Raw genomic sequence first — 23,260 nt, 5'->3', positions numbered from 1 at the left:
ACGGCCTGTCCTAGGTGGCATGGAGCGCCCGCACCAGCATGTCGGTCAACGCACCCGTGATGGCTTCGCTGGTCACCACCTTGTACAACCCGGCCGCGAGGGCGCACGCGCCCAGCGTCCCGACGGCGTACTCGGCCGTGGTCATCCCGGCGTCCGAGCGGCCCCGGAGCCGGGCCACCCTGCGCACCCGGCAGGCTGCCCGACGGCTCCTCCGCCGCCACGCCCCGGCCAGCGGGCGGAGCGACCGCCCGGTACCGGTCCCGATCGCGATCACTGCGGTCATGAGATCCTCCTGTCGTTCGTCGTCCGTCGTTGTCCGTGCATCCGGCTCTTGTTCACATCGCCTGCGCGAAGCGGCTGGTGAGGCCGACGACCACCGGCACCACGCCGATCAGGACGAAGGCCGGGAGGAAGCAGAGCCCCAGCGGCGCGGTGGCGAGCACCGCCGCCCGGCGGACCCGGGCGTGGGCCGCGCGGGCAGCCGCCGTGCGCTGCCCCTGGGCCAGCCCGATCAGCGGGCCCGCGGCGGGGACGCCGCCGAGGCTGCTGCGCTCCAGGCAGCGCGCCAGCGGCGCCAGCGGCGGGTGCTGCTCGCCCAGTCGGCTCCAGCACAGCTCCGGCGGCGCGCCCAGGGCCAGTTCGGCCCCGATCGCCACCAGCCGGGGCCCCAGCGGCGCACCCACACTCCGGCCCACCGCCGACACGGCGTCCGAGGGCAGCGCCGCCGACCCGAGGCAGGCCGCCAACAGCTCGGCGCTCAGCGGGAGTTGCCTGGTCAGCAGTTCTTCGTCACGGGCCTCCCGGCGGTCGACCGGCGACCGCGCCCGGGCCGACCACCGGTGAACGCCCACCGCCAGCAGCACCCCGACGGCCAGTCCGGTGCCACCACCGAGCAGCACCGCCGCCGCGAGCCCGGCGACGGCCGCTGTGACCGCCCGGCGTCGGCGCCCAACATCCGTGGCCGTCAGCCCGGTTCGCCTTGCCGTCCCCTTTCCGCCCCGGGCCCGGGCGAGCACCCGTCGGCGCCTCACCCGGCCACGCACCGGCGTCCACCCCAGGGCCGTCGCGCCCACCGGGAGGGCGAGCGCGACCCACTCGATGCCCCGCATCACCTCGCCACCGCCCCGAGCGCCCGTGCGCGCACCCGCGACAGCCCGCAGACCCGCCCGCTCGCCCGAGGGCCGGGCGCCGTACGGCCGGAGGCTCGAATTCGCTCGCGCCGCCCCGGAGAAGCCTCCAGCGCGCCGTGGGCCGCCGCCCGGACGATGCGTGCCGTCCAGAACACGCCCAGGCCCTCCAGGACCGCCCCCGCCACGAGGCAGCCCAGCCCGGCCGGGGTGTGCAGCAGGACCTCCAACGGGTGGGCCCCGAGCGCCGCGCCGAGGAGCAGCCCGATGCCCGGCAGCGCGGCCAGGACGGCGATCGTCGCGCGCGGCCCGGCCAGTTCCCCGGCGATCTCCTCCGCCAGCGCCCGCTCGCCGCGCAGCGCCTCGGCGACCCGGTCCAGCGCGGCGGCGAGCCCCGACCCGCTGTCCGCGGCCACCCGCCAGCAGGCCGCGATGGCCGCGGCCCCACTGCCGCCCGGCAGTTCGGCCAGCAGGTGCAGCGCGGCGGGCACGTCCCCGCCGTAGCGGCCCGCGGCCAGCCGGGCCACCGGCTCCTCGCCGAGCCCGCGCAGCCCCGCCGGGTCGGCGGCGAGCCGCACGGTCACCAGGTGCAGCGCCTGCTCCGGCGTCGCCCCGCCGCGCAACTCCCCCGCCAGGCCGGAGCAGAGCTCCACGACGGCCGCGGCCCGGTGCCGGGCCTCCGCCGCCAGGCGCCTGCGCGACCGCCACCTGCGCAGCGGCAGGACGGCCAGGGCCGCCGCGAGCACCGGCACCGGCGAGGCGGTGGCCTGCCCGGCGGCCAGTCCCGCCGGCAGGAGCAGCAGTTCGGGTGCCAGGAACCCCGGCAGCCGACCCCGGGCCCGCACCACCGTCTCCGGGCCCACCCGCAGCACCGGCGGCCCGCTGCCCGCCAGCACCAGCCTGGAGCGCCGCCCGCCCGGCAACTGCTCCTGCACCGCACGCCACGCCGCGACGGCCACCAGGCACAGCACTGCGGCCCAGCAGAAGGCAGGCTGACTCTGCGTCACATTGTTCACCTCCGTCCTCCTCGGTCCTTGCGCCCCGCAGCGCCGAGCAGCAGCAGGGCGCCCACGGCGCACCCGCTCAGCAGCAGGGCGAAGGCGAGTTCCACCGCCCGCGCGTCCGCACTCGCCGACCCGGCCACCGTCACCGTCACCGCGATCACGGCTGCCCCGACCCGAGCGACACCCCGCGTGCCGCCAGCAGTCCGATCAGCCGCTCCCAACCCGCACCGGGACGCAGGCCGCCGGACGCCGGGAAGGCCACCGCGGGCATGGTCACGGCCGACCCGTCACCGGCTCCGGTCAGCGTGTGGATCTCCGCCACCCGGCGCCGCCCCGAGCCCGGGTCGCGGACCAGGTGCACCACCACGTCGAGCGCGGCCCGCAGTTGGCTGTGCAGCGCCGGCCGGTCGAGACCGGCGAGCGAGCCCAGGGCCTCCAGTCGGACCGGCACGTCCGCCGCCGTGTTGGCGTGGACCGTGCCGCAGCCGCCCTCGTGCCCGGTGTTCAGCGCGGCCAGCAGGTCCGACACCTCGGCGCCGCGGACCTCGCCGATCACCAGCCGGTCCGGGCGCATCCGCAGCGCCTGGCGAACGAGGTCCCGCAGGGTGAACTCGCCGAGTCCCTCCTGGTTGGGCGGCCGGCTCTGCAGGCGGACCACGTGCGGGTGGGCCGGCTGCAGCTCGGCGGAGTCCTCGGCGACCACGATCCGCTCGTCCGGCCCGACCAGGCCGAGCAGGGCCGACAGGAGCGTGGTCTTGCCGGAGCCCGTCCCACCGGACACCAGCAGCGACAGCCTGGCCCGCACGATGCCCGCCAGCAGCTGCGCGCCTTCCGGTGGCAGGGACCCGCCCGCCACCAACTCGTCGAGCGTGAAGGGCCGGGGGCGGCAGACCCGCAGCGAGATGTGGGTGCAGCCGGCCGCGATCGGCGGCAGCACGGCGTGCAGCCGGGTGCCGTCCGGCAGTCGGGCGTCCACCCACGGGCGGGCGTCGTCCAGCCTCCGGCCGGCCGCGGTGGCCAGCCGGTGGGCCAGCCGCCGCACCGCCGCGGCATCGGCGAAGCGGACTCCGTCGGCTCGCCGCAGGCCGCCGCCACGGTCGACCCACACCTCCTCCGGACCGTTCACCAGGACGTCCGTGACGTCGGGCGCCGCCAGCAGCCGGTCCAGCGGGCCCGCACCCACCAGTTCGGCGCGCAGCGAGCGCACGGTGTCCAGGACCTCGTCCCCGCCGAGCGGCGGGCGGGTGGCCCGCAGCGCGGCGGCGACCGAGCCGGCCGTCGGGGCGGCCCCCGACTCGGCCAGCCGCAGCCGGACCGCGTCCACCAGCGCCGCCGTGCGCTGCTCGCGGGCCGTCCGGCCGTACGGGCAGGGCTCGTGCGCGGGCTCGGGCGGCCCGCCGGGCGGCGGCACGCTCCGCAGCGGCCGGTGCTCCCGCGCACCGCCGCCCGGTTCGGGCGAGCCGGTCCGGAGGACCGTTCTGCGCAGACGGACCATCAGTACACACCTCCTCCGACCGCCGGCACCGGCGGCAGCACCTCGTTCAGGAAGCTCGCGCAGAAGCGCGCGAGCGGGCCGCTCTCCCGGCTCCCGGGCGGGACGCCCTTCACGATGTCCTGGGCCAGGCCCGGCTCCGGCTCCAGCTCTCCCGCCAGCGGCAACCGCAGCCCGCGGACGATCTGCCGGGCCGGGAGCCCGCCGGCCCGTGCCGGGCGCACCACGACCCGGACGTCCCCGAGCCTCATCCGGGCCGCCGCCGCGACCCGGTCGGCGGCGGCCACCGCGCGCAGCTCGGCCGACACCACCAGCAGCGCCAGGTCGGACTGCTCCAGCGCCTGCCCGGCGGCCGCGTCGAGGTGGCGGGGCACGTCGACCACCACCAGCCCGCCGCGCCGTCTGGAGGCGGCCAGCACGCTGCGCATGGCCTCCGGCGGCACCGTCAGGGTGTCGCCGCGGTCCCAGGACAGGCAGGACAGCGCGGAGAGGCGTTTGAGCGCCGGCAGTGCCCGGGCCAGCTCGGCCCCGCTGACCCGCCCGCGGGAGCCGGCCAGATCGGGCCAGCGCAGCCCGCTGACCCGCTCGCCGCCGAGCAGGATGTCCAGGCCCCCGCCCAGCGGATCGCCGTCCAGCAGCATCGTCCGCCGGCCCGCCCGCGCGGCCGTGACCGCCAGCGCGCAGGCCAGGGTCGAGGCTCCGGCCCCGCCGGACCCGCCGAGCACCGCGACGGTGACCGCCGGGCAGCCGACGCCCTCGGCCGCGTCGGCGATCCGGTCGAGCAGCCAGGCCTCGGCGTCGGGCAGGAACAGCACGTGCTCGGCCCCGAGTTGGACGGCTCTGACCCACACCCCGGGGTCGTCCAGGTCCAGCCCGAGCAGCAGCACCCCGCCGCGCCGCCCCAGCCCGGAGCAGCGGACGGCCTGGTCGTCCCCGACCAGGACCAGCGAGGCCCCTTCCCAGAGCTCCCGCGTCGGCGGCGCGCCCCGGACCAGCCTCGGCTCGGTGCCCGCCGCCGCGCAGATCCGCAGCAGGTGCTCGGCCAGGCCGTCGTCCTCGGTGACGACGAGCGGCCCGGCGACCGCGGGGCCCTCGGCGGTGATGTGGTCGGCGATCGGCGTCGACATGGATTCTCCCCTCCGCGCCGCCGGCCACCGGGGTGGCCGGCGGCGCACGTCGGACGGTTCCGGCGGACGGCCGCCCGACAGACCCTCTGGGGATGGAAGGGGTGAGGCCCTGTCCGGCGACCGCCGCCGGACATCACGGTGGGGGGAGATCCGGATTCCGTCATCCGAGTTCCGATTGCCTGTGGATAACTCGTGGACTGTGGAGGAAAACGTTCACCCGGGCGGGGGGCTAATCGGTGAAGAATTGACGAAAGGGGGTCACCGAGATGAACCGGCGACCCTCGGCATCCCGTTCGAAGGCACTCCCGCTCGGTGCTCGACACCTTCCCGACACCGCTTCCGGGCGGGCCCGCAGCACCGATCGGAACCAGCCGTTCGATCTCCGACGAACCTGAGCAAATGGCAACGCAGAGTGACGAAAGTCGATCGGCGGGCCGAGGTGACGACACCCCCTGCAAGCCGTCGGCACGACAGCGGCGAACGCACCGCGAGGGGCGTTCAAGCCCTGAAAATGGCCCCGGACGTGCGACGACCCCCGCCGGGGGGGAGAGCGGGGGTCGTCTATCCACAGCCCGGCTCGGGGGGGAGGAGCCGGACCGGGTTAGCACGGTCGCGAACGATCCGTGACTTCCATGGTGTACCCGAGCGGCCAGAAACACAAACCCGCACGCCCACGAGTACGCCGAATGGCGGGGTGTTTTGCGGCTCCCTCTATCCTCGGTTCCCGTGGACACCACCGAGAACGCCGACGAGTACGCCGACGAGTCCCAGGGCGACACCACCGGGCCCGGAGAACTCCGCCCGCCCGTGCGCCCTCGACCCGGCGGGCTGCGCACGGCGGCCTTCTTCGACCTCGACAAGACCATCATCGCCAAGTCCAGCGCACTGGCCTTCAGCCGCCCCTTCTACCAGGGCGGCCTGATCAACCGTCGGGCCGTCCTGCGCAGTGCGTACGCCCAGTTCGTCTTCCTGGTCGGCGGCGCGGACCACGACCAGATGGAGAAGATGCGCGAGTACCTCTCCGCGCTCACCCGGGGCTGGAACGTCCAGCAGGTCCGCGAGATCGTCGCCGAGACGCTGCACAACCTGATCGACCCGATCATCTACGACGAGGCGGCCTCGCTGATCGAGCAGCACCACGCGGCCGGCCGGGACGTGGTGATCGTCAGCAGCTCCGGCTCCGAGGTGGTCGAGCCGATCGGCCGGCTGCTCGGCGCGGACCACGTCATCGCCACCCGGCTCAAGGTCGAGGACGGCTGCTACACCGGCGAGATCGAGTACTACGCCTACGCCGAGAACAAGGCCGCCGCCATCCGGGAGTTGGCCGCCACCGAGGGCTACGACCTGGCCGCGTCCTACGCCTACAGCGACTCCTCCACCGACCTGCCCCTGCTGGAGGCGGTCGGCCACCCGTCGGCGGTCAACCCCGACCGGGCGCTGCGGAAGGAGGCGCAGGCACGGGAGTGGCCGGTGCTGGTCTTCGACAAGCCGGTGGAACTGCGGCGCCGGCTGCCCGAGTTCTCCGCCCCGAGCGGCTCGGTGCTGACCGCCGTGGCGGTCGGGACGGCCGTGGTGACCGCCGGGGTGATCTGGTACCTGGCCCGCCGGCGGCGCCCCGCCGCCTGAGGCCGTGCCGCCCGGCGCTCCTTGGACAAAACGGTCAACCGGGACAGACTTCTCGTTTCGGGTTCCCCTTTCGCCCGAAACGCGATACAAATGAAGCACGGCCCGCGAGACCCGGTCAGGACCTAAGAGGTCAAACCGACAACGCAGTTCAGGCCCCACGGACCGCACGTACAGATATCCGGGCACCCACATGCAGCCGACCCGCTGTCGGGCCGCCGGACCAGACGAACGGGCAGGATCCCCGTCTGATCGGCACTTCCGGTGCATGCATGGTCACCCGGTATCTGCACCAGCGGCGGCACCCGGCAGGATCAGGTGCCGCCGCATCCGCGTGTTCGCGCGCCCCCTCGCGGAGCGCGCGCCGCCCCGGTCCGACCGCTCAGACCATCCCGCGCTGCATCGCCTCGCAGACCGCCGTGCTCTCCCGGACGCCGAGCCGCAACGCCCGGCCGCAGTGCGCGATCCAGGCCGCCATCCCCTCGGGGGTGCCCGCCAGGTAGCCGGCCAGGGCCCGGCGGTAGGCGGCGGTGCCGAGCTCCGCCAGGCCGACCTCGGTCGGACAGATCGACTTCGGGTCGAGCCCCTCGGCGATCAGCACGATCCGCTGGGCGGCCCGCGCGATCACCCCGTTGTGGGTGCCGAACGGCCGCAGCGCGAGCAGCTCACCGTGCACCACCGAGGCCACGACGAGGGCCGGCGTGCCCACCCCCTGGCCCTCCGCACGCGCCACCAGCAGCCGGGAGAGCTGGTCGAGCCGGGCCGCGACCTCCTCCGCGCCCGGGGCGGGCGGCAGCACGGGCAACGGCCCGTCCACGGCGTCGACCTCGACGCTCTCCACCGGCTCCAGCTCCAGCGGGAACAGCTCCTCGGCGCCCTCGCCGGCCCGTCGCGGGCGCCCCGCCGCCGGATCGCCGTCGCCCGCCGCGAGCAGGTGCAGCCGGGCCAGCACCTGGAGCGGCGAGTGCCGCCAGATGCTGAGCAGCTGGCCGGCCTCGGCGGCGATCCGCAGGGCCGCGCCGACCGTCCGGGCTTCGGGGTCCGCGCCGAAGTCGCTGCGGCGGCGGACCTCCTCCAGCGGCCAGTCGGCCCCGGCCAGGGCCGCCGACGCGCGGGCGCCGCGCAGCGCGGATTCGGAGGTGACCTCGGCCGCCCGGCGGCGCATCACCCGGTGGCCGTAGAGGCGGTCGACGGCCTTGCGCACCTCGGCCACCGCGTCGGGCACCCCGGGGAGCTGGGCCAGCGGGGCGAGGGGATCAGTTCCAGTGCTCACCTACCCGAGAGTAATGAACGGGCCGCCCCTCCCGGAACAGCAACCCCGCATCACCCATTAGAGGCAATCCTCACTTCCCGCCCGCGACGGAACCCAAACCCCGGCTAGCATGGCCACTATCGGAGACGATAACGATTTCCAACTAGGGGTCGCGGCGCGCGCAACCCCGGGCAGGCGGCCCGCAGCGAGGGCCCTGAGCGAGAGCCGGAGTCCCCAGATGAAGATCGCCTTCGTCGGCAAGGGCGGCAGCGGGAAGACCACGCTGTCCGCGCTGTTCATCCGCCACCTGGCGGCCATGGGCCGGCCGGTCGTCGCCGTGGACGCCGACATCAACCAGCACCTCGGCCCCGCCCTGGGGCTGACCGACGATCAGGCCGCCGAACTGCCCCCGCTGGGCGGACACCTGCCGGAGATCAAGGAGTACCTGCGCGGCAGCAACCCGCTGATCCGCTCCTCCGACGAGATGATCAAAACCACGCCGCCCGGGCGCGGTTCGCGGCTGCTGCGCATCGTCGAGGAGAACCCGGTCTACGCCTCCTGCGCCCGCCCGATCGCGCTGGACGAGGGCTCGGTACGGCTGCTGGCGACCGGCGCGTTCACCGAGGAGGACCTCGGGGTGGCCTGCTACCACTCCAAGGTCGGCGCGGTGGAGCTGCTGCTCAACCACCTGCTGGACGGCCCCGGCGAGTACCTGGTGACCGACATGACCGCGGGCTCGGACTCCTTCGCCTCCGGCCTGTTCACCCGCTTCGACCTGACCTTCCTGGTCGCCGAGCCGACCCGCAAGGGCGTCTCCGTCTACCGCCAGTACCGGGACTACGCCCGCGACTTCGGCGTGCAGCTGCGAGTGGTCGGCAACAAGGTGCAGGGCCCGGACGACCTGGCCTTCCTGCGCCGCGAAGTCGGCGCCGACCTGCTCACCACCTTCGGGCAGTCGGACTGGGTGCGCCGTCTGGAGCAGGGTGCCGAACCGCCGCTGAAGACCCTGGAGCCGGCCAACCGGGCCGTGCTGGAGGAGCTGCGGTTCGAGGCCGACGCGGCGTACGGGCAGCGGGACGCGCGCCGCTACACCGAGCAGGCGGTGCTCTTCCACCGCCGCAACGCGGAGAGTTGGGCCAACTCCAAGGTCGGCATCGACCTCGCGACACAGGTGGACGAGGAGTTCGTCCTCGGCGGGTTCGCGGACGACGGCGGGCGCACGGCCCCGGCGGGCGCCCACGTCTGACCCGCACCACCGCAGCCGAACGGGCCACGGCCTCCCCATCCCGGGAGGCCGCGGCCCGTTCGCCGTGCGTGCTCCTGCTCCGGGACCGACCCCGGCCCCGCTCCCGTCGCCGGTCCCCGGCCGGCTGGTGCCACGACCCCTGCCACCAGCAGATTCCCGACCGTTCGGCCACCACCCATTGGGGTGAATCAGGGGGTTTTCCGCTTCCCTCCCGGAACCACGCTGTGCAAAGCTTTCATTACCCTCGGTTTACCGAGTCTTGATGGTTCGCCCGGCGGCCCCCGGTGAGACGTCCCGCACCTCGCCCGGAGCCCTGGCGGGCCTGATGGTCAACGCCGGCCGGTGACACCCGCACTCCCCCGCCGCGCCCACGCCATCCCGCCACACCGTCGCGACCCACGACAGCCGATCCGCCCCGGAGCCCCACCCCGGACTCACCGCCGGACCTGACTGCGTTCGCTCCCCCGGACAGACGGGAAGACAATGACCCTCGACATCTCCAGCGCCCCCATCGCCTCCGACACCACCGACCACGCGCCGCCGGGCCCGGCCCCCCGGATCCGGTGGGCCCAGGACCTCTCCGCGTCCCTCGTGGTCTTCCTCATCGCCGTGCCGTTCTCCCTCGGCATCGCGCTCGCCACCGGCGCCCCGCTCACCGCCGGCCTGGCCGCCGCGGCCGTGGGCGGGATCGTGGTCGGGCTGTTCGGCGGCACACCGCTCCAGGTCAGCGGCCCCTCGGCGGCGCTGACGGTGATCACCGCCGGGCTGATCGCCCGGTACGGCTGGCAGGCCACCTGTGCCATCACCGTCGCCGCCGGCCTGCTCCAACTCCTCCTCGGCGCACGTCGGGTGGCCCGAACGGCGCTCGCCGTCTCGCCCGCGATCGTGCACGGCATGCTGGCCGGGGTCGGGATCACCATCGCGATCGCGCAGCTCCACGTCGTCCTCGGCGGCTCCCCGCAGAGCTCCGCGATCGCCAACATCCTGGCCCTTCCAGGCCAGTTGTCCGGCCCGCACCCGGCCGCGGTGCTGGCCGGCACGGTGACCGTCGCCGTCCTGGTCGGCTGGCCCCGGCTCGGCCGACTCCCCGGTCGTGCCGGCGAGTTCGGCGCCCGGCTGACCAAGGTGCCCGGCCCGCTGGCCGGGGTCGCGCTGGCCACCGCCCTCGTCCTCGCCCTGGACCTGCGGCTCGCCCACATCGAGCTGCCCGCCTGGCGCCCGCAGTCGCTCCTGCCCGCGCTTCCGCACGGCCCGGTCCTCGGGTTGCTCGCCGCCGTCCTCACCGTCACCGCCGTGGCCAGCGTGGAGTCGCTGCTGTCCGCCGTCGCGATCGACCGGATGTCCCGGCGCACCGGCGACCTCGACCGCGAACTGCGCGGCCAGGGCCTCGCCAATCTGGTGAGCGGCCTGGTCGGCGGGCTGCCGGTCGCCGGGGGCGCGGTGCGCGGCACCGCCAACGTGCGGGCCGGTGGCCGGACCAGGTGGGCTTCGGTGCTGCACGGCGTCTGGGTGCTGGCCGCCGCGCTGGCGCTGACCGGCGGTCTGCGCCACATCCCGCTGGCCGCGCTCGCCGCGCTGGTGCTGGTGGTGGGGCTGCAGATGGTGAGCTTCGCGCACATCCGCAGGGTGCACCGGCACCGCGAGTTCCCCGTCTACCTGATCACCGTGCTCGGCGTGGTGGCCGCCGGCGTGCTGTGGGGCGTCGCGATCGGCGCCGGCGCCGCCGTACTGCTCGCGCTCTACCGGCTGACCCGCGCCCACGTGGACGTGGAGACCGGCCCCGAGGGGACGGTCACCGTCCGGACGCACGGCCCGCTCACCTTCACCGCCGTGCCCCGGCTCAGCCGGGCGCTGGCCGGCATCCCCGCCGGGGCCGAGGTCACGGTGATCCACGACGGCTCCTTCCTGGACCACGCCGCGTACGAGACGCTGCACACCTGGCGGGCCGCGCACCAGGACGCGGGCGCCCGGGTCTCGATGGTGACGCGCCGCCAGGACGACGAAGTGCTGGACCCGGACGGCACCGTGCGCGCGGGCAGTTCACCGGGCCCGCACCGGTGCCGGGCCTGGACGCCCTGGGTCGGCCATCACTGCATCGATCAGCAGGAGGACCCGCACGGCCGACTGCTGGACGGCGTCCGGGTGTTCCAGCTGCACACCGCCCCGCTGATCAGGCCGGAACTCGCCCGGCTGGCCCGCGAGGGGCAGGCGCCCTCCCAGCTCTTCCTGACCTGCGCGGACTCCCGGATGGTCACCAGCATGATCACCAACAGCGGCCCGGGCGACCTGTTCACCGTGCGCAACGTGGGCAACCTGGTGCCGGCCCCGCACGAACCCGGAGCGGCCGACGACTCGGTGGCCGCCGCGGTGCAGTACGCGGTCGAGGTGCTGGAGGTCCGCTCGATCACGGTCTGCGGCCACTCCGGCTGCGGCGCGATGAAGGCCCTGCTGGACGGCGTGCACGAGCGCCCCGGGCCGCCCACCCCCCTGGCCCGCTGGTTGCGCAACGGCCGCGGCTCGCTGGACCGGCTCCGACGCGTCCCGGCGGAGTTCGCCGCCCGGCCGGCGGTGGACGTCGTGGAGCAGCTCTGCATCACCAACGTGGTCCAGCAGCTGGACCAGTTGATGGCGAACCCGGCGGTGGAGCGCCGGGTCGAGGAGGGCACCCTGCGACTGGTCGGGATGTACTTCGACTTCGCGACGGCCCAGGCCTATGTCCTGGACCGGGCCGCCGGGACGTTCAGCCCGATCGAGGCCCGCACCGGCAATCGCACGAACGGAATCGAACACCACGCCGAGAACCCCACCGGGACCGGCTCCGAGGACCGGCCGGACACAGCATCGACCGAACGGGTGAATGCGGATGATCGGCTTCCGGCCGGGGACGGCGGGGAGGGCCCCCGACTGGCCGCCTGAGAGCCGGGTCCGTGTCCCGCCGGGCGGGCCGGGGCACGGGCCCACCCACCCCCGAACGGCCGTCCGGTCCTCCGCGGTGAATCGGACCGGAACCTGGTCGGCCATCGGTCAAAGGTCTACACCAATTCCCAGGAGCCTCTTGTCAACTGCCCCGTTCGCCTGGTGAGCTGTGCGCTGGGACACACGGGACAATCCCCACGCACGGGAACGCCCCCGATCATGACTCGATGAGGAGTGCGCGTTGAGCAACGAGAGCCTGGCCAACCTGCTCAAGGAGGAGCGGCGCTTCGCCCCGCCGACAGAGCTCGCCGCAGCCGCCAACGTCACCGCGGCCGCGTACGCGCAGGCCTCCGAGGACCGTCTGGGCTTCTGGGCCGAGCAGGCCCGTCGCCTCACCTGGGCCGTCGAGCCGACCGAGACCCTCGACTGGTCCAACCCTCCCTTCGCCAAGTGGTTCGCCGACGGCAAGCTCAATGTCGCGTACAACTGCGTCGACCGCCACGTGGAGAACGGCCTGGGCGACCGGGTCGCGATCCACTTCGAGGGCGAGCCCGGCGACGGCCGTTCGATCACCTACGCCCAGCTCAAGGACGAGGTCTCGCAGGCGGCCAACGCACTGCTGGAGCTCGGTGTCCGCAAGGGCGACCGGGTCGCCGTCTACCTGCCGATGATCGCCGAGGCGGTCGTCGCGATGCTCGCCTGCGCCCGGATCGGCGCCACCCACTCGGTGGTCTTCGGCGGATTCTCCTCCGACGCCGTCGCCTCCCGCATCCAGGACGCCCAGGCCAAGCTCGTCATCACCGCCGACGGCGGCTACCGCCGGGGCAAGCCCTCCGCCCTGAAGCCGGCCATCGACGAGGCGCTCACCAAGGTCGACGGCGTCGAGCACGTCCTGGTGGTCCGCCGCACCGAGCAGGACGTCCCGTGGACCGAGGGCCGCGACGTCTGGTGGCACGAGATCACCGCGCGCCAGTCCACCGAGCACACCCCCGAGGCGCACGACGCCGAGCACCCGCTGTTCATCCTCTACACCTCGGGCACCACCGGTAAGCCCAAGGGCATCCTGCACACCTCGGGCGGCTACCTCACCCAGGCCAGCTACACCCACCACGCGGTCTTCGACCTCAAGCCGGAGACCGACGTCTACTGGTGCACCGCCGACATCGGCTGGGTCACCGGCCACTCGTACATCGTCTACGGCCCGCTCTCCAACGGCGCCACCCAGGTCATCTACGAGGGCACCCCGGACACCCCGCACCAGGGCCGGTTCTGGGAGATCGTCCAGAAGTACGGCGTGACCATCCTCTACACCGCGCCGACCGCGATCCGCACCTTCATGAAGTGGGGCGACGACATCCCCGCGAAGTTCGACCTGTCCTCGCTGCGGGTGCTGGGCAGCGTCGGCGAGCCGATCAACCCCGAGGCCTGGGTCTGGTACCGCGAGCACATCGGCGGCGGCACCTGTCCGATCGTGGACACCTGGTGGCAGACCGAGACGGGCGCCATCATGATCAGCCCGCTGCCGGGCGTCACCGAGACCAAGCCGGGCTCGGCCCAGCGCGGCCTGCCGGGCATCGCGGCCACCGTGGTGGACGACAACGCCGTCGAGGTGCCGAACGGCTCCGGCGGCTACCTGGTGCTCACCGAGCCGTGGCCGTCCATGCTCCGCACCATCTGGGGTGACGACCAGCGCTACATCGACACCTACTGGTCGCGCTTCGAGGGCCGCTACTTCGCCGGTGACGGCGCCAAGAAGGACGAGGACGGGGACATCTGGCTGCTCGGCCGGGTGGACGACGTCATGCTCGTCTCGGGCCACAACATCTCCACCACCGAGGTCGAGTCGGCCCTGGTCGGCCACCCCTCGGTGGCCGAGTCCGCCGTGGTCGGCGCGACCGACGCCACCACCGGCCAGGCCATCGTCGCCTTCGTGATCCTGCGCGGCGGCGTCACCGAGAGCCCCGAGCTGGTCGAGGAGCTGCGGGCGCACGTCGGCCGCACGCTCGGCCCGATCGCCAAGCCGAAGCAGATCAAGGTGGTCGGCGAGCTGCCGAAGACCCGCTCCGGCAAGATCATGCGCCGCCTGCTGCGTGACATCGCCGAGGGCCGCGAGGTCGGCGACACCACCACCCTGGCCGACAGCACGGTGATGAGCCAGATCCAGGCCCAGCTGCCGCCCTCCGACAACAGCAACGGCAACGGCTGAGCCCATGACAACGGCTGAGCCCACGGCGCCGGCAACCGCCGAGCGCCACTGAGACGACGACTGTGCCCCGGGCGGTGATCACCGCCCGGGGCACAGTCGTCCCATCAGTCACCCGTTCGGACAGCGGGGCCCACCCGGGTATCCCGCCGCCTTCTCCCAGCGGCCCGGCCGCCGTCCGGTGCCGAGCCGCCGTTCGAGCACGGGGCCGCCCGTCGGGTACGCGGCCACCGTTCCGCGTACGGGCCACCGTTCCGCGTACGGGCCGCCGTTCCGCGTACGGGCCGCCGTTCCGCGTACGGGCCGCTGCTCCTCCGGAGTGCGAAACCAGCCCGCAGGGATTAAGTCCTTTGTTAGGACAATCCGGATGTCACCCAAACGTCCCGCTAGACTATTAAGGACGCATCAAGATCCCTTGACGGGAGTCGCGGGCGTCACAGGGCGCGCCGGGAAGTCTGGTCGGCAACTGCACCACACGTGCATCCATTTGCCGCTCCCAGCCCCAGGAGGTCCCGCGTGACCGACCAGCCGCCCGTCCATGAGCCGACGACCCGCCGCCGGCAGTTCCTCGGCCGGCTGTCACTGCCCGAGCGCACCTTCATCACCGACGCCCTGCGCACCGAGACGGTCGGCGGCATGCTGCTGCTGGGCGCCGCCGTCGTCGCACTGATCTGGGCCAACGCCTGGCCGCAGGCCTACCAGAGCGTGCTCGACTACACCGTCGGCCCCTCCGCCCCGCTCCACCTGAACCTCTCCCTGGCCACCTGGGCCAAGGACGGCCTGCTGGCGATCTTCTTCTTCGTCGCCGGGATCGAGCTCAAACGCGAGTTCGTCGCGGGTGAGCTGCGCACGCCCAGTGCCGCGCTGCTGCCCGTGGTCGCCGCCGTCTGCGGGGTGGCGCTGCCTGCGATCCTCTTCGCCCTGGTGAACTCCGGCAGCGGCGGGCATCCCAGTGGCTGGGCGATCCCGACCGCCACCGACATCGCCTTCGCACTCGGTGTGCTGGCCGTGGTCGGCAGCCACCTGCCGTCCCCGCTGCGCGCCTTCCTGCTCACCCTGGCGGTGGTCGACGACCTGATCGCGATCCTGATCATCGCGATCTTCTACAGCCACGGCATCAAGTTCTGGGCGCTCGGCCTCGCCTTCGTCGGGCTGGCGCTGTTCTGGTTCCTGCACCGGCGCGGCGTCCACGGCTGGTACCTCTTCGTGCCGCTGGCCTTCGTGACCTGGGCGCTGATGCACGAGAGCGGCATCCACGCCACGGTGGCGGGTGTCGCGATGGGCCTGATGCTGCGCTGCCACCGGGAGGGCGACGAGCAGCACTCCCCCGGCGAGCACATCGAGCACCTGGTCCGCCCGCTCTCGGCCGGCCTCGCCGTCCCGCTGTTCGCGCTGTTCTCGGCCGGGGTGGCCGTCTCCGGCCCGAAACTGCGCGAGGTGTTCACCCAGGCCGCCCCGTTGGGCATCGTGATCGGCCTGCTGGTCGGCAAGTCGGTGGGCGTGTTCGGCGGGGCCTGGCTGACCGCCCGGTTCACCAGGGCCGAGCTGAACCCGCGGCTCAAGTGGGCCGACATGGTCGCGGTCTCGGTGCTCGCGGGCATAGGTTTCACCGTCTCGCTGCTGATCAGCGAGCTGGCCTTCCCGGACGACCCTGCGCTCGCCGCCCGGGCCAAGACGGCGGTGCTGGTGGGCTCGGTGCTCGCCGCGGTCGTCGCCACGGTTCTGCTGAAGCTGCGCAACCGGCACTACCGAGAGCTGTGCGAGGAGGAGGACCGGGACGTGGACGGGGACGGCATCCCCGACATCTACCAGGAGGACGACCCGGCCTGGCAGGCCAGGGTCGGCGAGTCGCCCGGCCCGGCGGCCGGTGAGGAAGGCGACCCAGGCCCCGGCCACCAGGGCCGGCCCGGCCACACCGACTGAGACGCCCCGGCTGAAGCCCTGACCGAATCCCCTGCCCGACGCCCTGACCGAAGCCCTGCCCGACGCCCCGGCTGGGGCGCCCCGGCGGAAGCCCCCGACCGAGGCCTCCCGGCCGGGGCCCGGAAGGCTCTTCGGCCGGCACCCGGAGGACCGGGGCGGGGGAACGGTCCGGCGGGCCCGACCGAGGCATCCGAGGACCGGGGACGACGACCTCCGGCAGGCCCCGGCGGAGGCGCCCGGAGCACCCCCGCCGCCGGGACACATCCCTCCGGCGGGGCCCCGGAGTGGTGTCCGACTGACCGGTAGGGGCATGATTCTGAGCTGTCGACAACCCACAGACGCCTCCGGACCCCCGCCGGCCCCGGAACCGCACACCCGCGGCGGCGTCACGCCGCACAGCCGCAGAGGAGAACCGCTGATGCCCGCAGGAGCCGCAGACCCGTCCAGCAACGGCCGGGTGCCCTACGAGGGCGAGCGTTCGGTGGGGCAGCTGTTCGCGGCGGCCACCGCCGACCTGTCCGCGCTGGTCCACGACGAGATCGCGCTCGCCAAGGCCGAGATCCGGGCGGACGTCAAGCGCGGCGTCTCCGGCGGCGTCTCGCTGATCGTCGCCGGTGTGGTGGCGCTGTTCTCCATCCCGATGCTGAGCGCCGCGGCGGCCTTCGGCATCCACGCGCTGGGCCTGTCGCTGGGCTGGTCCTTCCTGGTCGTGGCGGGCGCCTACCTGCTGCTCGCGGTGCTGCTCGGGATGCTGGCCTGGCGCTCGTTCAAGAAGATCGAGAAGCCGGTCCGCACCATCGAGGGCGCCCAGAAGACCGCCGACGTGCTGAAGAACGCCCGGCCGCGGCCGGCCACCCAGGAGGAGATCGACCGGGCCTTCGGCCGCATCCCGTAACCGACCCGGTGTCGGCGGGGCGCCGGTGACCGGCCCGGGCGGGCGGGGACGGCGCCGCGCCGGTGAGCGGGGAGGGCCCGCCCCGGCGGGCTCCGGACCCGCCGACCACGAGTGCCGGGCACGTGTCCGGCGCCGGGATGTGACACGCTCTCGGTATGCCGCTTGACCAGAAGCCCGTGCCCGCGCAGCCGTCCGCCGAATCCGGCCCCGACTCCGGCGCCGGACTCACCGCCGAAGGCCCCGCCGGTCCCGAAGACCCCGGCGCCGCCCCCGGGAGCACCGGCCCGGCACCCGCGCGGAAGCCTGGGCGGGAGAGCGGGCGGGAGACCGGACGGGAAGCCTTCGCGGCGGCCTCCTCCGGGGGCCCGGCCGCGGGCGACGCGGAGGCCTGGAGCATCCGGCAGGCCGGCCCTTGGACGCACCGCGACCTCGCGGCCAACGGCGCCCGCTTCCACATCGCCGAGCTGGGCTCCGGCCCACTGGTGCTGCTGGTGCACGGCTGGCCCGAGTACTGGTGGGCCTGGCGCCACCAGCTGACCGCGCTCGCCGAGGCCGGCTACCGGGCGGTGGCGCTCGACCTGCGCGGCATCGGCGGCAGCGACCGCACCCCGCGCGGGTACGACCCGGGCAACCTCGCCCTGGACATCACCGGGGTGATCCGCTCGCTCGGCGAGCGCCGGGCGCACCTGGTCGGGCACGCCTCCGGCGGCACCCTGGCCTGGGTGGCGGCCGTGATGCGGCCGTCCGTCATCCAGAGCCTCACCGTGGTCTCCGCCGCGCACCCGCGGGACCTGCGCCGGGCGCTGCTGACCGACCGCCGGCAGTTCGCCGCCTTCGAGCACGTGCTGGGCTTCCAGCGGCCGTGGATACCGGAGCGCCGCCTGGTCGCCGACGACGCCGAGCAGGTCGGCCGCTACCTGACCTCCTGGACCGGTCCGAACGGTCTGGACGAGGCCGCGCTGCACGCGTACCGGCAGGCGATCCAGATCCCCAGCACGGCGCACTGCTCGATCGAGCCGTACCGCTGGCTGCTCCGCTCCTTGGCCCGGCCGGACGGCATCCAGTTCGCCCGGCGGATGAAGAAGCCGATCACCGCGCCGACCCTGCACGTCCAGGGCGCGGCGGACCCGGTGCTGCTGTCGCACACCGCGCTCGGCGGCGGCGAGTACGTGGCGGCGCCGTACCGCTGGCGGCTGCTGCCGGACGTCGGGCACTTCCCGCACGAGGAGGCGCCGGAGGAGTTCACCGCCGAGCTGCTGGACTGGGTCGGCCGCCACAAGGAGTGACCCCGAACACGGCCGGACGCAACCGCACGGCCACGCGGAGCCGGGGACCCCGGACGCGGCCGTACGTGCGGTCGGACGCTCGGCTGACCGGAAGGGCTCTCGGGCCCAACTCCCTTATGTTGACGCTCATATGACAACCGCATAGGCCAATTTCGGCGAGGCCCGGGCGGTTACCTCCACCGGCCCAGGGGCATCCATTCCGGTATGAGTTGGATGCCCGAAAGCGGCGGCGCCCCGCGCGGCCGACGTCACAACAGCCCCCAGCGCTCCGCCCACCGGCCCGACCGGGCGGACGACCTCGGCTTCGACGGCCCCGACGGCCGCCGGCGCACGGAACGGCGGCAGCTCGGCATCCCCCGCATCCTCGGCCGGCGCGCCCGCTGGGTGGGCGCACGGCTGCGGCGCGAGACCTGAGGCCCCGGTGCCGGCCGACCGGCACGGCCCGTTCAGTTCAGTTCACGATCGTCGGCGACAGCGCGGTGAACCAGAGCAGGACGAAGGTCGCCACCGACATGATCGGCACCAGCACCTTGGTCTCGACGCTGTTGCCGCTGCGCTTGATCAGCACGACCTCGTAGCGCTCCTTGTGCGGCCAGAGCAGCGGTGCGCCCTTCTTGGTCAGGCAGTCGCCGAGCAGGTGCGCCAGCGTGCCCAGCGCCACCGCGTACGGCAGCCAGCCGGGCGAGTTGGGCATCCAGGTGTTCATCCCGAAGGTGCCGAGCGCGGCCAGGCCGATGACGGTGATCCAGGCCTCCGGTCCGTCGCCCGGCGGGCAGAGCCGCAGGGCCCGGATCGCGAGCGCCAGCAGGAAAAAGGTCAGTCCGAGGGTGAAGTTGCGCCCCAGGTAGGTGACCCCGGCCCAGGTGCCGGCGCCCATCAGCGCGACGAACAGCAGCGAGTGGGTGGCGTGCCGGTGGCCGCCGGAGATCCACGCCACGAAGCGGCAGAGCACCTTGGAGACGGGGCCGAGGAAGTTGGCGATCGAGCCGTCGTGGTGGTCGAGGTCCGGCAGCAGGGCCGCGCCCGCGCACAGCACCGTGCCCATCAGTATGTCCGCCGGCTGCAGGGTGGTGTGCAGGAGCAGCGGGGGCAGGAAGGGAGCCGAGGCCGCGTACAGCATCGCCCCGCTCACCGCGTGCGAGTGACCCATCATCGGACTGCCACGACCTCTCGTCGGGCCCACGCCGGGACGGCGCCCGGTTGAGCCGAACGGGTGAGCGCGGCCGAGGCTACCAGGGCCGCCTGACGGGGCGGCGGATATCGGACGGACCGGCCCGGCGCGCCCTCCCGGCCACAGCCCGACCCCAGCCCCAACCCCACCCCGGCCCCACCACAACCCCGGCCCCGCCCCCGCCGGCACCCGTCAGAGCGCGCACCCCTGGGTGTCCGCCCGGCCGGTCGCGGCGCCGCCCCGCTCGACGTCCTCGCGCACCTCGGCCGCGGTCAGCACGTAGCCGGTGTCCGCGCTGTCCAGCGACTTGGCGAAGACCACGCCGTACACCTCGCCGTCCGGGGTGAGCAGCGGGCCGCCGCTGTTGCCCTGCCGGACCACCGAGCGCACCGAGTAGACGTCGCGGACCACCTGGCCGCGGTGGTAGATGTCCGGGCCGTTGGCCTGGATCCGGCCGCGGATGCGGGCCGGCTGGACGTTGAAGGCCCCGTTCTCCGGGAAGCCGGCCACGATCGCGCTGTCGTTGGTCTTCGCCTCGCCGGCGAAGGTCAGTGCGGGCGCGTTCAGCTTGGGCACGTCCAGGACGGCGATGTCGCGCTGCCAGTCGTAGCGGACCACCGTCGCGTCGTACAGCTGGCCGACTCCGCCGATCTGCACGGTCGGCTCGTTGACCCCGCCGACCACGTGGGCGTTGGTCATCACCCGGTGCGGGGCGAAGACGAAGCCGCTGCCCTCCAGGGTCTTGCCGCAGGAGGTCGCCGTGCCGACCACCTTGACCAGGCTCTGCCGGGCCCGCGTCACCGCCGGGCTGTTGGCCAGCGCGGGGTCGGGGGTGTCGACCTGGGTGATCGGCTCGTGCTCGAAGGGGTTGAAGACCTGCGGGAAGCCGTTGCGGGCGAGCACCTTGGAGAAGTCCGAGAACCAGTTCGGCGCGTCGCCGGGCAGCGCGTTCTGCACCCCGCCGAGGACCGCCGAGGAGCGCACCTGCTTGGAGACCGTCGGCAGCGACGCCCCGGCCAGTGCCGAACCGATCAGCCAGGCCACCAGCAGCATCGACACGACGTTCACCACCGCGCCGCCGCTCGCGTCCAGCACCCGGGCCGGGCGGCGCCCGATGTGTCCGCGCAGCTTCCAGCCGAAGTGCGCGGTGATCGCCTGGCCGATCGCGGCGAGGACGATCACCACCACGACGGCCACCACCGAGGCCGTGGTGCCCGGGCCGATGTGGTCGAGCACCAGCAGCGGCAGCAGCTCGACGGCGAGCAGGCCGCCGCCGAGGAAGCCGACCAACGAGAGCACGCCGACCACGAAGCCCTGCCGATAGCCCGACACGGCGAATGCCACGGCCGCGGCGATCAGCAGCACATCCAGGACGTTCACTCGGACACCCTCCCACGGTCCGCGCGCCGCACGCGCCGACGTCCGGTCACGAAGCGTCGGCGTCGCCGCCCGGCAGCACCCGGGAGTGTTCGAGGTCTCCCTGGACCAGGGCCAGCGCGTCGTCCGAGAGGTCGACGATCCGGGACGGATCCCAGGGCAGTTCCAGGCCGCCGTGGTGCAGCACCCGGTCGATCACGCCGGCGGTGAAGCCCCAGACCAGCCGCCCGGCGACCGCGAAGGCCGGCCCGATGTGCCCCGACGGGTGGCGCAGCCGCACCCGGTTCGCCGGGTCGGCCAGCTCCGTGATCGTGACCCGGAACACCGCGCCGGTCTCGGCCGCGTCCACCGGGCGCACCGGCGTCTCCTCGCGCCACCAGCCGAGCACCGGGGTCACCACGAAGCTGCTCACCGGGATGTACAGCCGGGGCAGCTCCGCGAACACCTGCACCCCGGCCGGGTCCAGGCCGGTCTCCTCCCAGGCTTCGCGCAGCGCCGCCGCGATCGGGCCCGGGCCGTTCGGATCGCCGTCCTCCGGGTCCAGCACGCCGCCGGGGAAGGACGGCTGGCCGGCGTGCGAGCGCAACGAGCGGGCCCGCTCGATCAGCAGCAGGTCCGGACCCTCCGGTCCCTCGCCGAACAGCATCAGCACGGCCGCCGGCCGGCCGCCCTCGGCCGGTGGCAGGAAGCGGCTCAGCTGCTCCGGCAACACCCGCTCGGCCGCCTCCCGGACCGGTTCCAGCCAGCGCGGCAGCCCGTCCGGCTCGATGCCCCGCGCCACTCCCCCGGCCTCCGGCCCGGGGTGGCCCCACCGCCCGCTCATGCGTCCACCGCCAGGTCCGCGACGTGCCCGTGGTGGCCGGCGGCGTCCGCGCGGGCGGCCGCCTCGCCGGGGAAGTCGGCCGGCGGCCGGAGCCGCTGCCCGGGCCGGCCGCCCATCTCGTACTTCAACAGCTTGCGTGCCTTCTCCGGGTCGGTCTCCCCCTCGCCGTACGAGGGGCAGAGCGGCGCGATCGGGCAGGCGCCGCAGGCGGGCTTCTGGGAGTGGCAGATCCGGCGGCCGTGGAAGACCACCCGGTGCGAGAGCATCGTCCACTCCGACTTCGGGAAGATCTCGGCGACGGCCGCCTCGACCTTCACCGGGTCCTCCTCGGTGGTCCAGCCGAACCGCCGGACCAGCCGCCCGAAGTGGGTGTCCACCGTGATGCCGGGGACCCCGAAGGCGTTGCCGAGGACGACGTTGGCGGTCTTGCGGCCGACGCCGGGCAGGGTCACCAGGTCGGCCAGCCGGCCGGGGACCTCGCCGCCGAACTCGTCGCGCAGCGCTATCGAGAGGCCCAGGAGCGACTTCGCCTTGTTCCGGAAGAAGCCGGTCGGGCGGATGATCTCCTCCAGCTCCTCCGGGTTCGCCGCCGCCATGTCCTCCGGCGTCGGGTACTTCGCGAACAGCGCCGGGGTGGTCTGGTTCACCCGCAGGTCGGTGGTCTGCGCCGACAGCACGGTGGCCACCAGCAGTTGGAACGGGTTCTCGAAGTCCAGCTCCGGATGCGCGTACGGGTACAGCTCCGCCAGCTCGCGGTTGATCCGCCGGGCCCGCCGCACCATCGCCAGGCGCGATTCCGGCTTCCTCGGCTTCACCGCCGCCTTCTTCGCCACCGGCTCCTGCGCCGCGGCCTTCCGGACCTTGCTCTCTGCCATGCACGAAGGCTACGCCGACCGGCGGACCGCTCGCGGCCGATCAAGCACGGAAACCGGTCCTGGCAAGGCCTGTTGTCTAATGAAGTCCGCCCGTGGCCGTCACCTGACAGGGGGAGAGTACGGATGATCAGGGTCCTGCTGGCAGAGGACATGAGCATGGTGCGCGGCGCGCTGGTGGCCCTCCTCGCGTACGAGGAGGACCTGGAGGTCGTCGCCGACGTGGAGCGCGGGGACCTGGTGGTGCCGACCGCCCTGGAGGTGCGCCCGGACGTCGCGGTGCTCGACATCGACCTGCCCGGACTGGACGGGCTGCGGGCGGCGGCCGAACTGCACGAGAAGCTCCCCGGGTGCCGGACGCTGGTCCTCACCGGGCTGGTGCGACCCGCCCACCTGCGCGCCGCGTTCTCCGCCCGCGCGCTCGGCTTCCTCGGGAAGGACGCCCCGGCGCAGGAGCTGGCGGCGGCGATCCGCAAGGTGGCCGCCGGCGAGCGCGTCGTCGACCCGGAGCTGGCGCTGGCCGCCCTGGACACCCGGGAGAACCCGCTGACGCCCCGGGAGTCGGAGGTCCTGCGGCTCGCGGCGCAGGGGGACTCCGCCACCGAGATCGCCGGTCGGCTGTTCATCTCCGCGGGCACCGCGCGCAACCACCTGGCCGCCGCGGTGGCCAAGACCGGGGGCCGCGGCCGGGTCGACGCGATCCGGATCGCCGAGGAGATGGGCTGGCTGCCGACGGCGTAGCCCCCCGGCACTCCCCGCGCCCCACGCCCCACGCCCCACGCTACGCGCTACGCGCTTCGGCGACCGGCACCCCAACACCCGGGCAGTACGGCCCCGCCGGTTCGACGGACCGTGCGTTTCGCATGGATCCGCCCGTGGACGGCCCACAGGACGCCTCAACGAGGCCTCCCTTCGTTGACGAA

Annotated in this window: 20 protein-coding genes; 9 read left to right on the top strand and 11 right to left on the bottom strand. The window is 74.0% G+C overall.

Translation table 11 applies throughout. The features are described 5' to 3' along the window. Window positions 1-10 precede the first annotated feature (10 nt). From ACZ6EM_RS07095 to ssd, 6 genes are read right to left on the bottom strand one after another with little or no spacing between them, the layout of a single operon-like run. A complete protein-coding gene (locus ACZ6EM_RS07095; RefSeq protein ID WP_380541527.1) occupies window positions 11-283 on the bottom strand; it encodes a DUF4244 domain-containing protein in 273 nt (90 codons plus the stop codon). 52 nt (window positions 284-335) lie between these two features. After that, complete coding sequence (locus ACZ6EM_RS07090) at window positions 336-1,109, bottom strand: type II secretion system F family protein (RefSeq protein ID WP_465771883.1); 774 nt, start codon at window positions 1,107-1,109, stop codon at window positions 336-338. After that, window positions 1,109-2,134: a type II secretion system F family protein gene (locus ACZ6EM_RS07085; protein WP_465771882.1), complete on the bottom strand. Its 1,026-nt coding sequence runs from the start codon at window positions 2,132-2,134 to the stop codon at window positions 1,109-1,111. The genes ACZ6EM_RS07090 and ACZ6EM_RS07085 overlap by 1 nt, the downstream gene beginning before the upstream one ends. A 5-nt stretch (window positions 2,135-2,139) precedes the next feature. Then, a complete protein-coding gene (locus ACZ6EM_RS07080) occupies window positions 2,140-2,292 on the bottom strand; it encodes a hypothetical protein (RefSeq protein ID WP_401053029.1) in 153 nt (50 codons plus the stop codon). Then, window positions 2,289-3,626 carry a TadA family conjugal transfer-associated ATPase gene (locus ACZ6EM_RS07075; protein ID WP_401053031.1) on the bottom strand — a complete coding sequence of 446 codons (1,338 nt, stop codon included), beginning with the start codon at window positions 3,624-3,626 and terminating at the stop codon, window positions 2,289-2,291. The genes ACZ6EM_RS07080 and ACZ6EM_RS07075 overlap by 4 nt, the downstream gene beginning before the upstream one ends. Beyond that, window positions 3,626-4,750, bottom strand: coding sequence for a septum site-determining protein Ssd (gene ssd, locus ACZ6EM_RS07070; protein WP_465771881.1), 1,125 nt, complete (start codon window positions 4,748-4,750; stop codon window positions 3,626-3,628). The genes ACZ6EM_RS07075 and ssd overlap by 1 nt, the downstream gene beginning before the upstream one ends. A gap of 807 nt (window positions 4,751-5,557) precedes the next feature. Here ssd and ACZ6EM_RS07065 point away from each other — a divergent pair. Continuing rightward, on the top strand, window positions 5,558-6,376 hold the full coding sequence (locus ACZ6EM_RS07065) for an HAD family hydrolase (protein ID WP_380541609.1): 819 nt from the start codon (window positions 5,558-5,560) through the stop codon (window positions 6,374-6,376). A gap of 379 nt (window positions 6,377-6,755) precedes the next feature. Here the strand turns inward: ACZ6EM_RS07065 and ACZ6EM_RS07060 are convergent, their stop codons facing one another. Further along, window positions 6,756-7,646 (bottom strand): Fic family protein, encoded by an 891-nt coding sequence (locus ACZ6EM_RS07060; RefSeq protein ID WP_387726831.1) that lies wholly within the window; start codon window positions 7,644-7,646, stop codon window positions 6,756-6,758. Window positions 7,647-7,863: 217 nt separating this feature from the next. Here ACZ6EM_RS07060 and ACZ6EM_RS07055 point away from each other — a divergent pair, with 217 nt between their 5' ends. The 7 genes from ACZ6EM_RS07055 (at window position 7,864) to ACZ6EM_RS07025 (ending at window position 18,508) form a co-directional block, all read left to right on the top strand. Next, window positions 7,864-8,871, top strand: a complete 1,008-nt coding sequence (locus ACZ6EM_RS07055) for an ATP-binding protein (RefSeq protein WP_452178778.1) — start codon at window positions 7,864-7,866, stop codon at window positions 8,869-8,871. A 483-nt stretch (window positions 8,872-9,354) separates the two neighbouring features. Next, a complete protein-coding gene (locus tag ACZ6EM_RS07050) occupies window positions 9,355-11,787 on the top strand; it encodes a SulP family inorganic anion transporter (RefSeq protein ID WP_465771880.1) in 2,433 nt (810 codons plus the stop codon). A gap of 241 nt (window positions 11,788-12,028) precedes the next feature. After that, window positions 12,029-13,993, top strand: a complete 1,965-nt coding sequence (gene acs / locus ACZ6EM_RS07045) for an acetate--CoA ligase (protein WP_401048445.1) — start codon at window positions 12,029-12,031, stop codon at window positions 13,991-13,993. Window positions 13,994-14,506: 513 nt separating this feature from the next. Further along, window positions 14,507-15,913 (top strand): Na+/H+ antiporter NhaA, encoded by a 1,407-nt coding sequence (nhaA, locus tag ACZ6EM_RS07040; RefSeq protein ID WP_465771879.1) that lies wholly within the window; start codon window positions 14,507-14,509, stop codon window positions 15,911-15,913. Between the two features lie 418 nt (window positions 15,914-16,331). Continuing rightward, a complete protein-coding gene (locus ACZ6EM_RS07035; RefSeq protein WP_359902000.1) occupies window positions 16,332-16,808 on the top strand; it encodes a phage holin family protein in 477 nt (158 codons plus the stop codon). Window positions 16,809-16,963: 155 nt separating this feature from the next. Further along, the gene (locus tag ACZ6EM_RS07030; protein WP_465771877.1) at window positions 16,964-18,094 is read left to right on the top strand and encodes an alpha/beta fold hydrolase; all 1,131 of its coding nucleotides are present in this window, start codon (window positions 16,964-16,966) and stop codon (window positions 18,092-18,094) included. 204 nt (window positions 18,095-18,298) lie between these two features. Next, on the top strand, window positions 18,299-18,508 hold the full coding sequence (locus ACZ6EM_RS07025; RefSeq protein ID WP_359901994.1) for a hypothetical protein: 210 nt from the start codon (window positions 18,299-18,301) through the stop codon (window positions 18,506-18,508). Window positions 18,509-18,545: 37 nt separating this feature from the next. Here ACZ6EM_RS07025 and ACZ6EM_RS07020 read toward each other — a convergent pair whose 3' ends face one another. The 4 genes from ACZ6EM_RS07020 to nth form a co-directional block, all read right to left on the bottom strand. After that, window positions 18,546-19,247 carry a metal-dependent hydrolase gene (locus tag ACZ6EM_RS07020; protein ID WP_359901991.1) on the bottom strand — a complete coding sequence of 234 codons (702 nt, stop codon included), beginning with the start codon at window positions 19,245-19,247 and terminating at the stop codon, window positions 18,546-18,548. 210 nt (window positions 19,248-19,457) lie between these two features. Continuing rightward, on the bottom strand, window positions 19,458-20,645 hold the full coding sequence (locus tag ACZ6EM_RS07015; RefSeq protein ID WP_380541496.1) for a MarP family serine protease: 1,188 nt from the start codon (window positions 20,643-20,645) through the stop codon (window positions 19,458-19,460). 46 nt (window positions 20,646-20,691) lie between these two features. Beyond that, complete coding sequence (locus tag ACZ6EM_RS07010; protein WP_401054446.1) at window positions 20,692-21,465, bottom strand: NUDIX hydrolase; 774 nt, start codon at window positions 21,463-21,465, stop codon at window positions 20,692-20,694. Continuing rightward, entirely contained in the window at window positions 21,462-22,340 is an 879-nt protein-coding gene (gene nth / locus ACZ6EM_RS07005) for an endonuclease III (RefSeq protein ID WP_380357878.1), read from the bottom strand. The genes ACZ6EM_RS07010 and nth overlap by 4 nt, the downstream gene beginning before the upstream one ends. A gap of 123 nt (window positions 22,341-22,463) precedes the next feature. Between nth and ACZ6EM_RS07000 the strand changes: the two genes are divergently transcribed. Beyond that, window positions 22,464-23,078, top strand: a complete 615-nt coding sequence (locus tag ACZ6EM_RS07000; protein ID WP_465771876.1) for a response regulator — start codon at window positions 22,464-22,466, stop codon at window positions 23,076-23,078. The last annotated feature ends 182 nt before the right edge of the window (window positions 23,079-23,260 follow it).

This window comes from Kitasatospora sp. NPDC041917 (genome assembly GCF_055589745.1).
This window is presented reverse-complemented; position numbering and strand designations above follow the sequence as displayed.

Coding starts and splice junctions, on each gene's coding strand:
- nth (WP_380357878.1), bottom strand. CDS start 22,340: ATGGCAGAGAGCAAGGTCCGGAAGGCCGCGGCGCAGGAGCCGGTGGCG.
- ACZ6EM_RS07075 (WP_401053031.1), bottom strand. CDS start 3,626: ATGGTCCGTCTGCGCAGAACGGTCCTCCGGACCGGCTCGCCCGAACCG.
- ACZ6EM_RS07010 (WP_401054446.1), bottom strand. CDS start 21,465: ATGAGCGGGCGGTGGGGCCACCCCGGGCCGGAGGCCGGGGGAGTGGCG.
- ACZ6EM_RS07000 (WP_465771876.1), top strand. CDS start 22,464: ATGATCAGGGTCCTGCTGGCAGAGGACATGAGCATGGTGCGCGGCGCG.
- ACZ6EM_RS07055 (WP_452178778.1), top strand. CDS start 7,864: ATGAAGATCGCCTTCGTCGGCAAGGGCGGCAGCGGGAAGACCACGCTG.
- ACZ6EM_RS07090 (WP_465771883.1), bottom strand. CDS start 1,109: ATGCGGGGCATCGAGTGGGTCGCGCTCGCCCTCCCGGTGGGCGCGACG.
- ssd (WP_465771881.1), bottom strand. CDS start 4,750: ATGTCGACGCCGATCGCCGACCACATCACCGCCGAGGGCCCCGCGGTC.
- ACZ6EM_RS07050 (WP_465771880.1), top strand. CDS start 9,355: ATGACCCTCGACATCTCCAGCGCCCCCATCGCCTCCGACACCACCGAC.
- ACZ6EM_RS07020 (WP_359901991.1), bottom strand. CDS start 19,247: ATGATGGGTCACTCGCACGCGGTGAGCGGGGCGATGCTGTACGCGGCC.
- ACZ6EM_RS07030 (WP_465771877.1), top strand. CDS start 16,964: ATGCCGCTTGACCAGAAGCCCGTGCCCGCGCAGCCGTCCGCCGAATCC.
- ACZ6EM_RS07095 (WP_380541527.1), bottom strand. CDS start 283: ATGACCGCAGTGATCGCGATCGGGACCGGTACCGGGCGGTCGCTCCGC.
- ACZ6EM_RS07035 (WP_359902000.1), top strand. CDS start 16,332: ATGCCCGCAGGAGCCGCAGACCCGTCCAGCAACGGCCGGGTGCCCTAC.
- ACZ6EM_RS07025 (WP_359901994.1), top strand. CDS start 18,299: ATGAGTTGGATGCCCGAAAGCGGCGGCGCCCCGCGCGGCCGACGTCAC.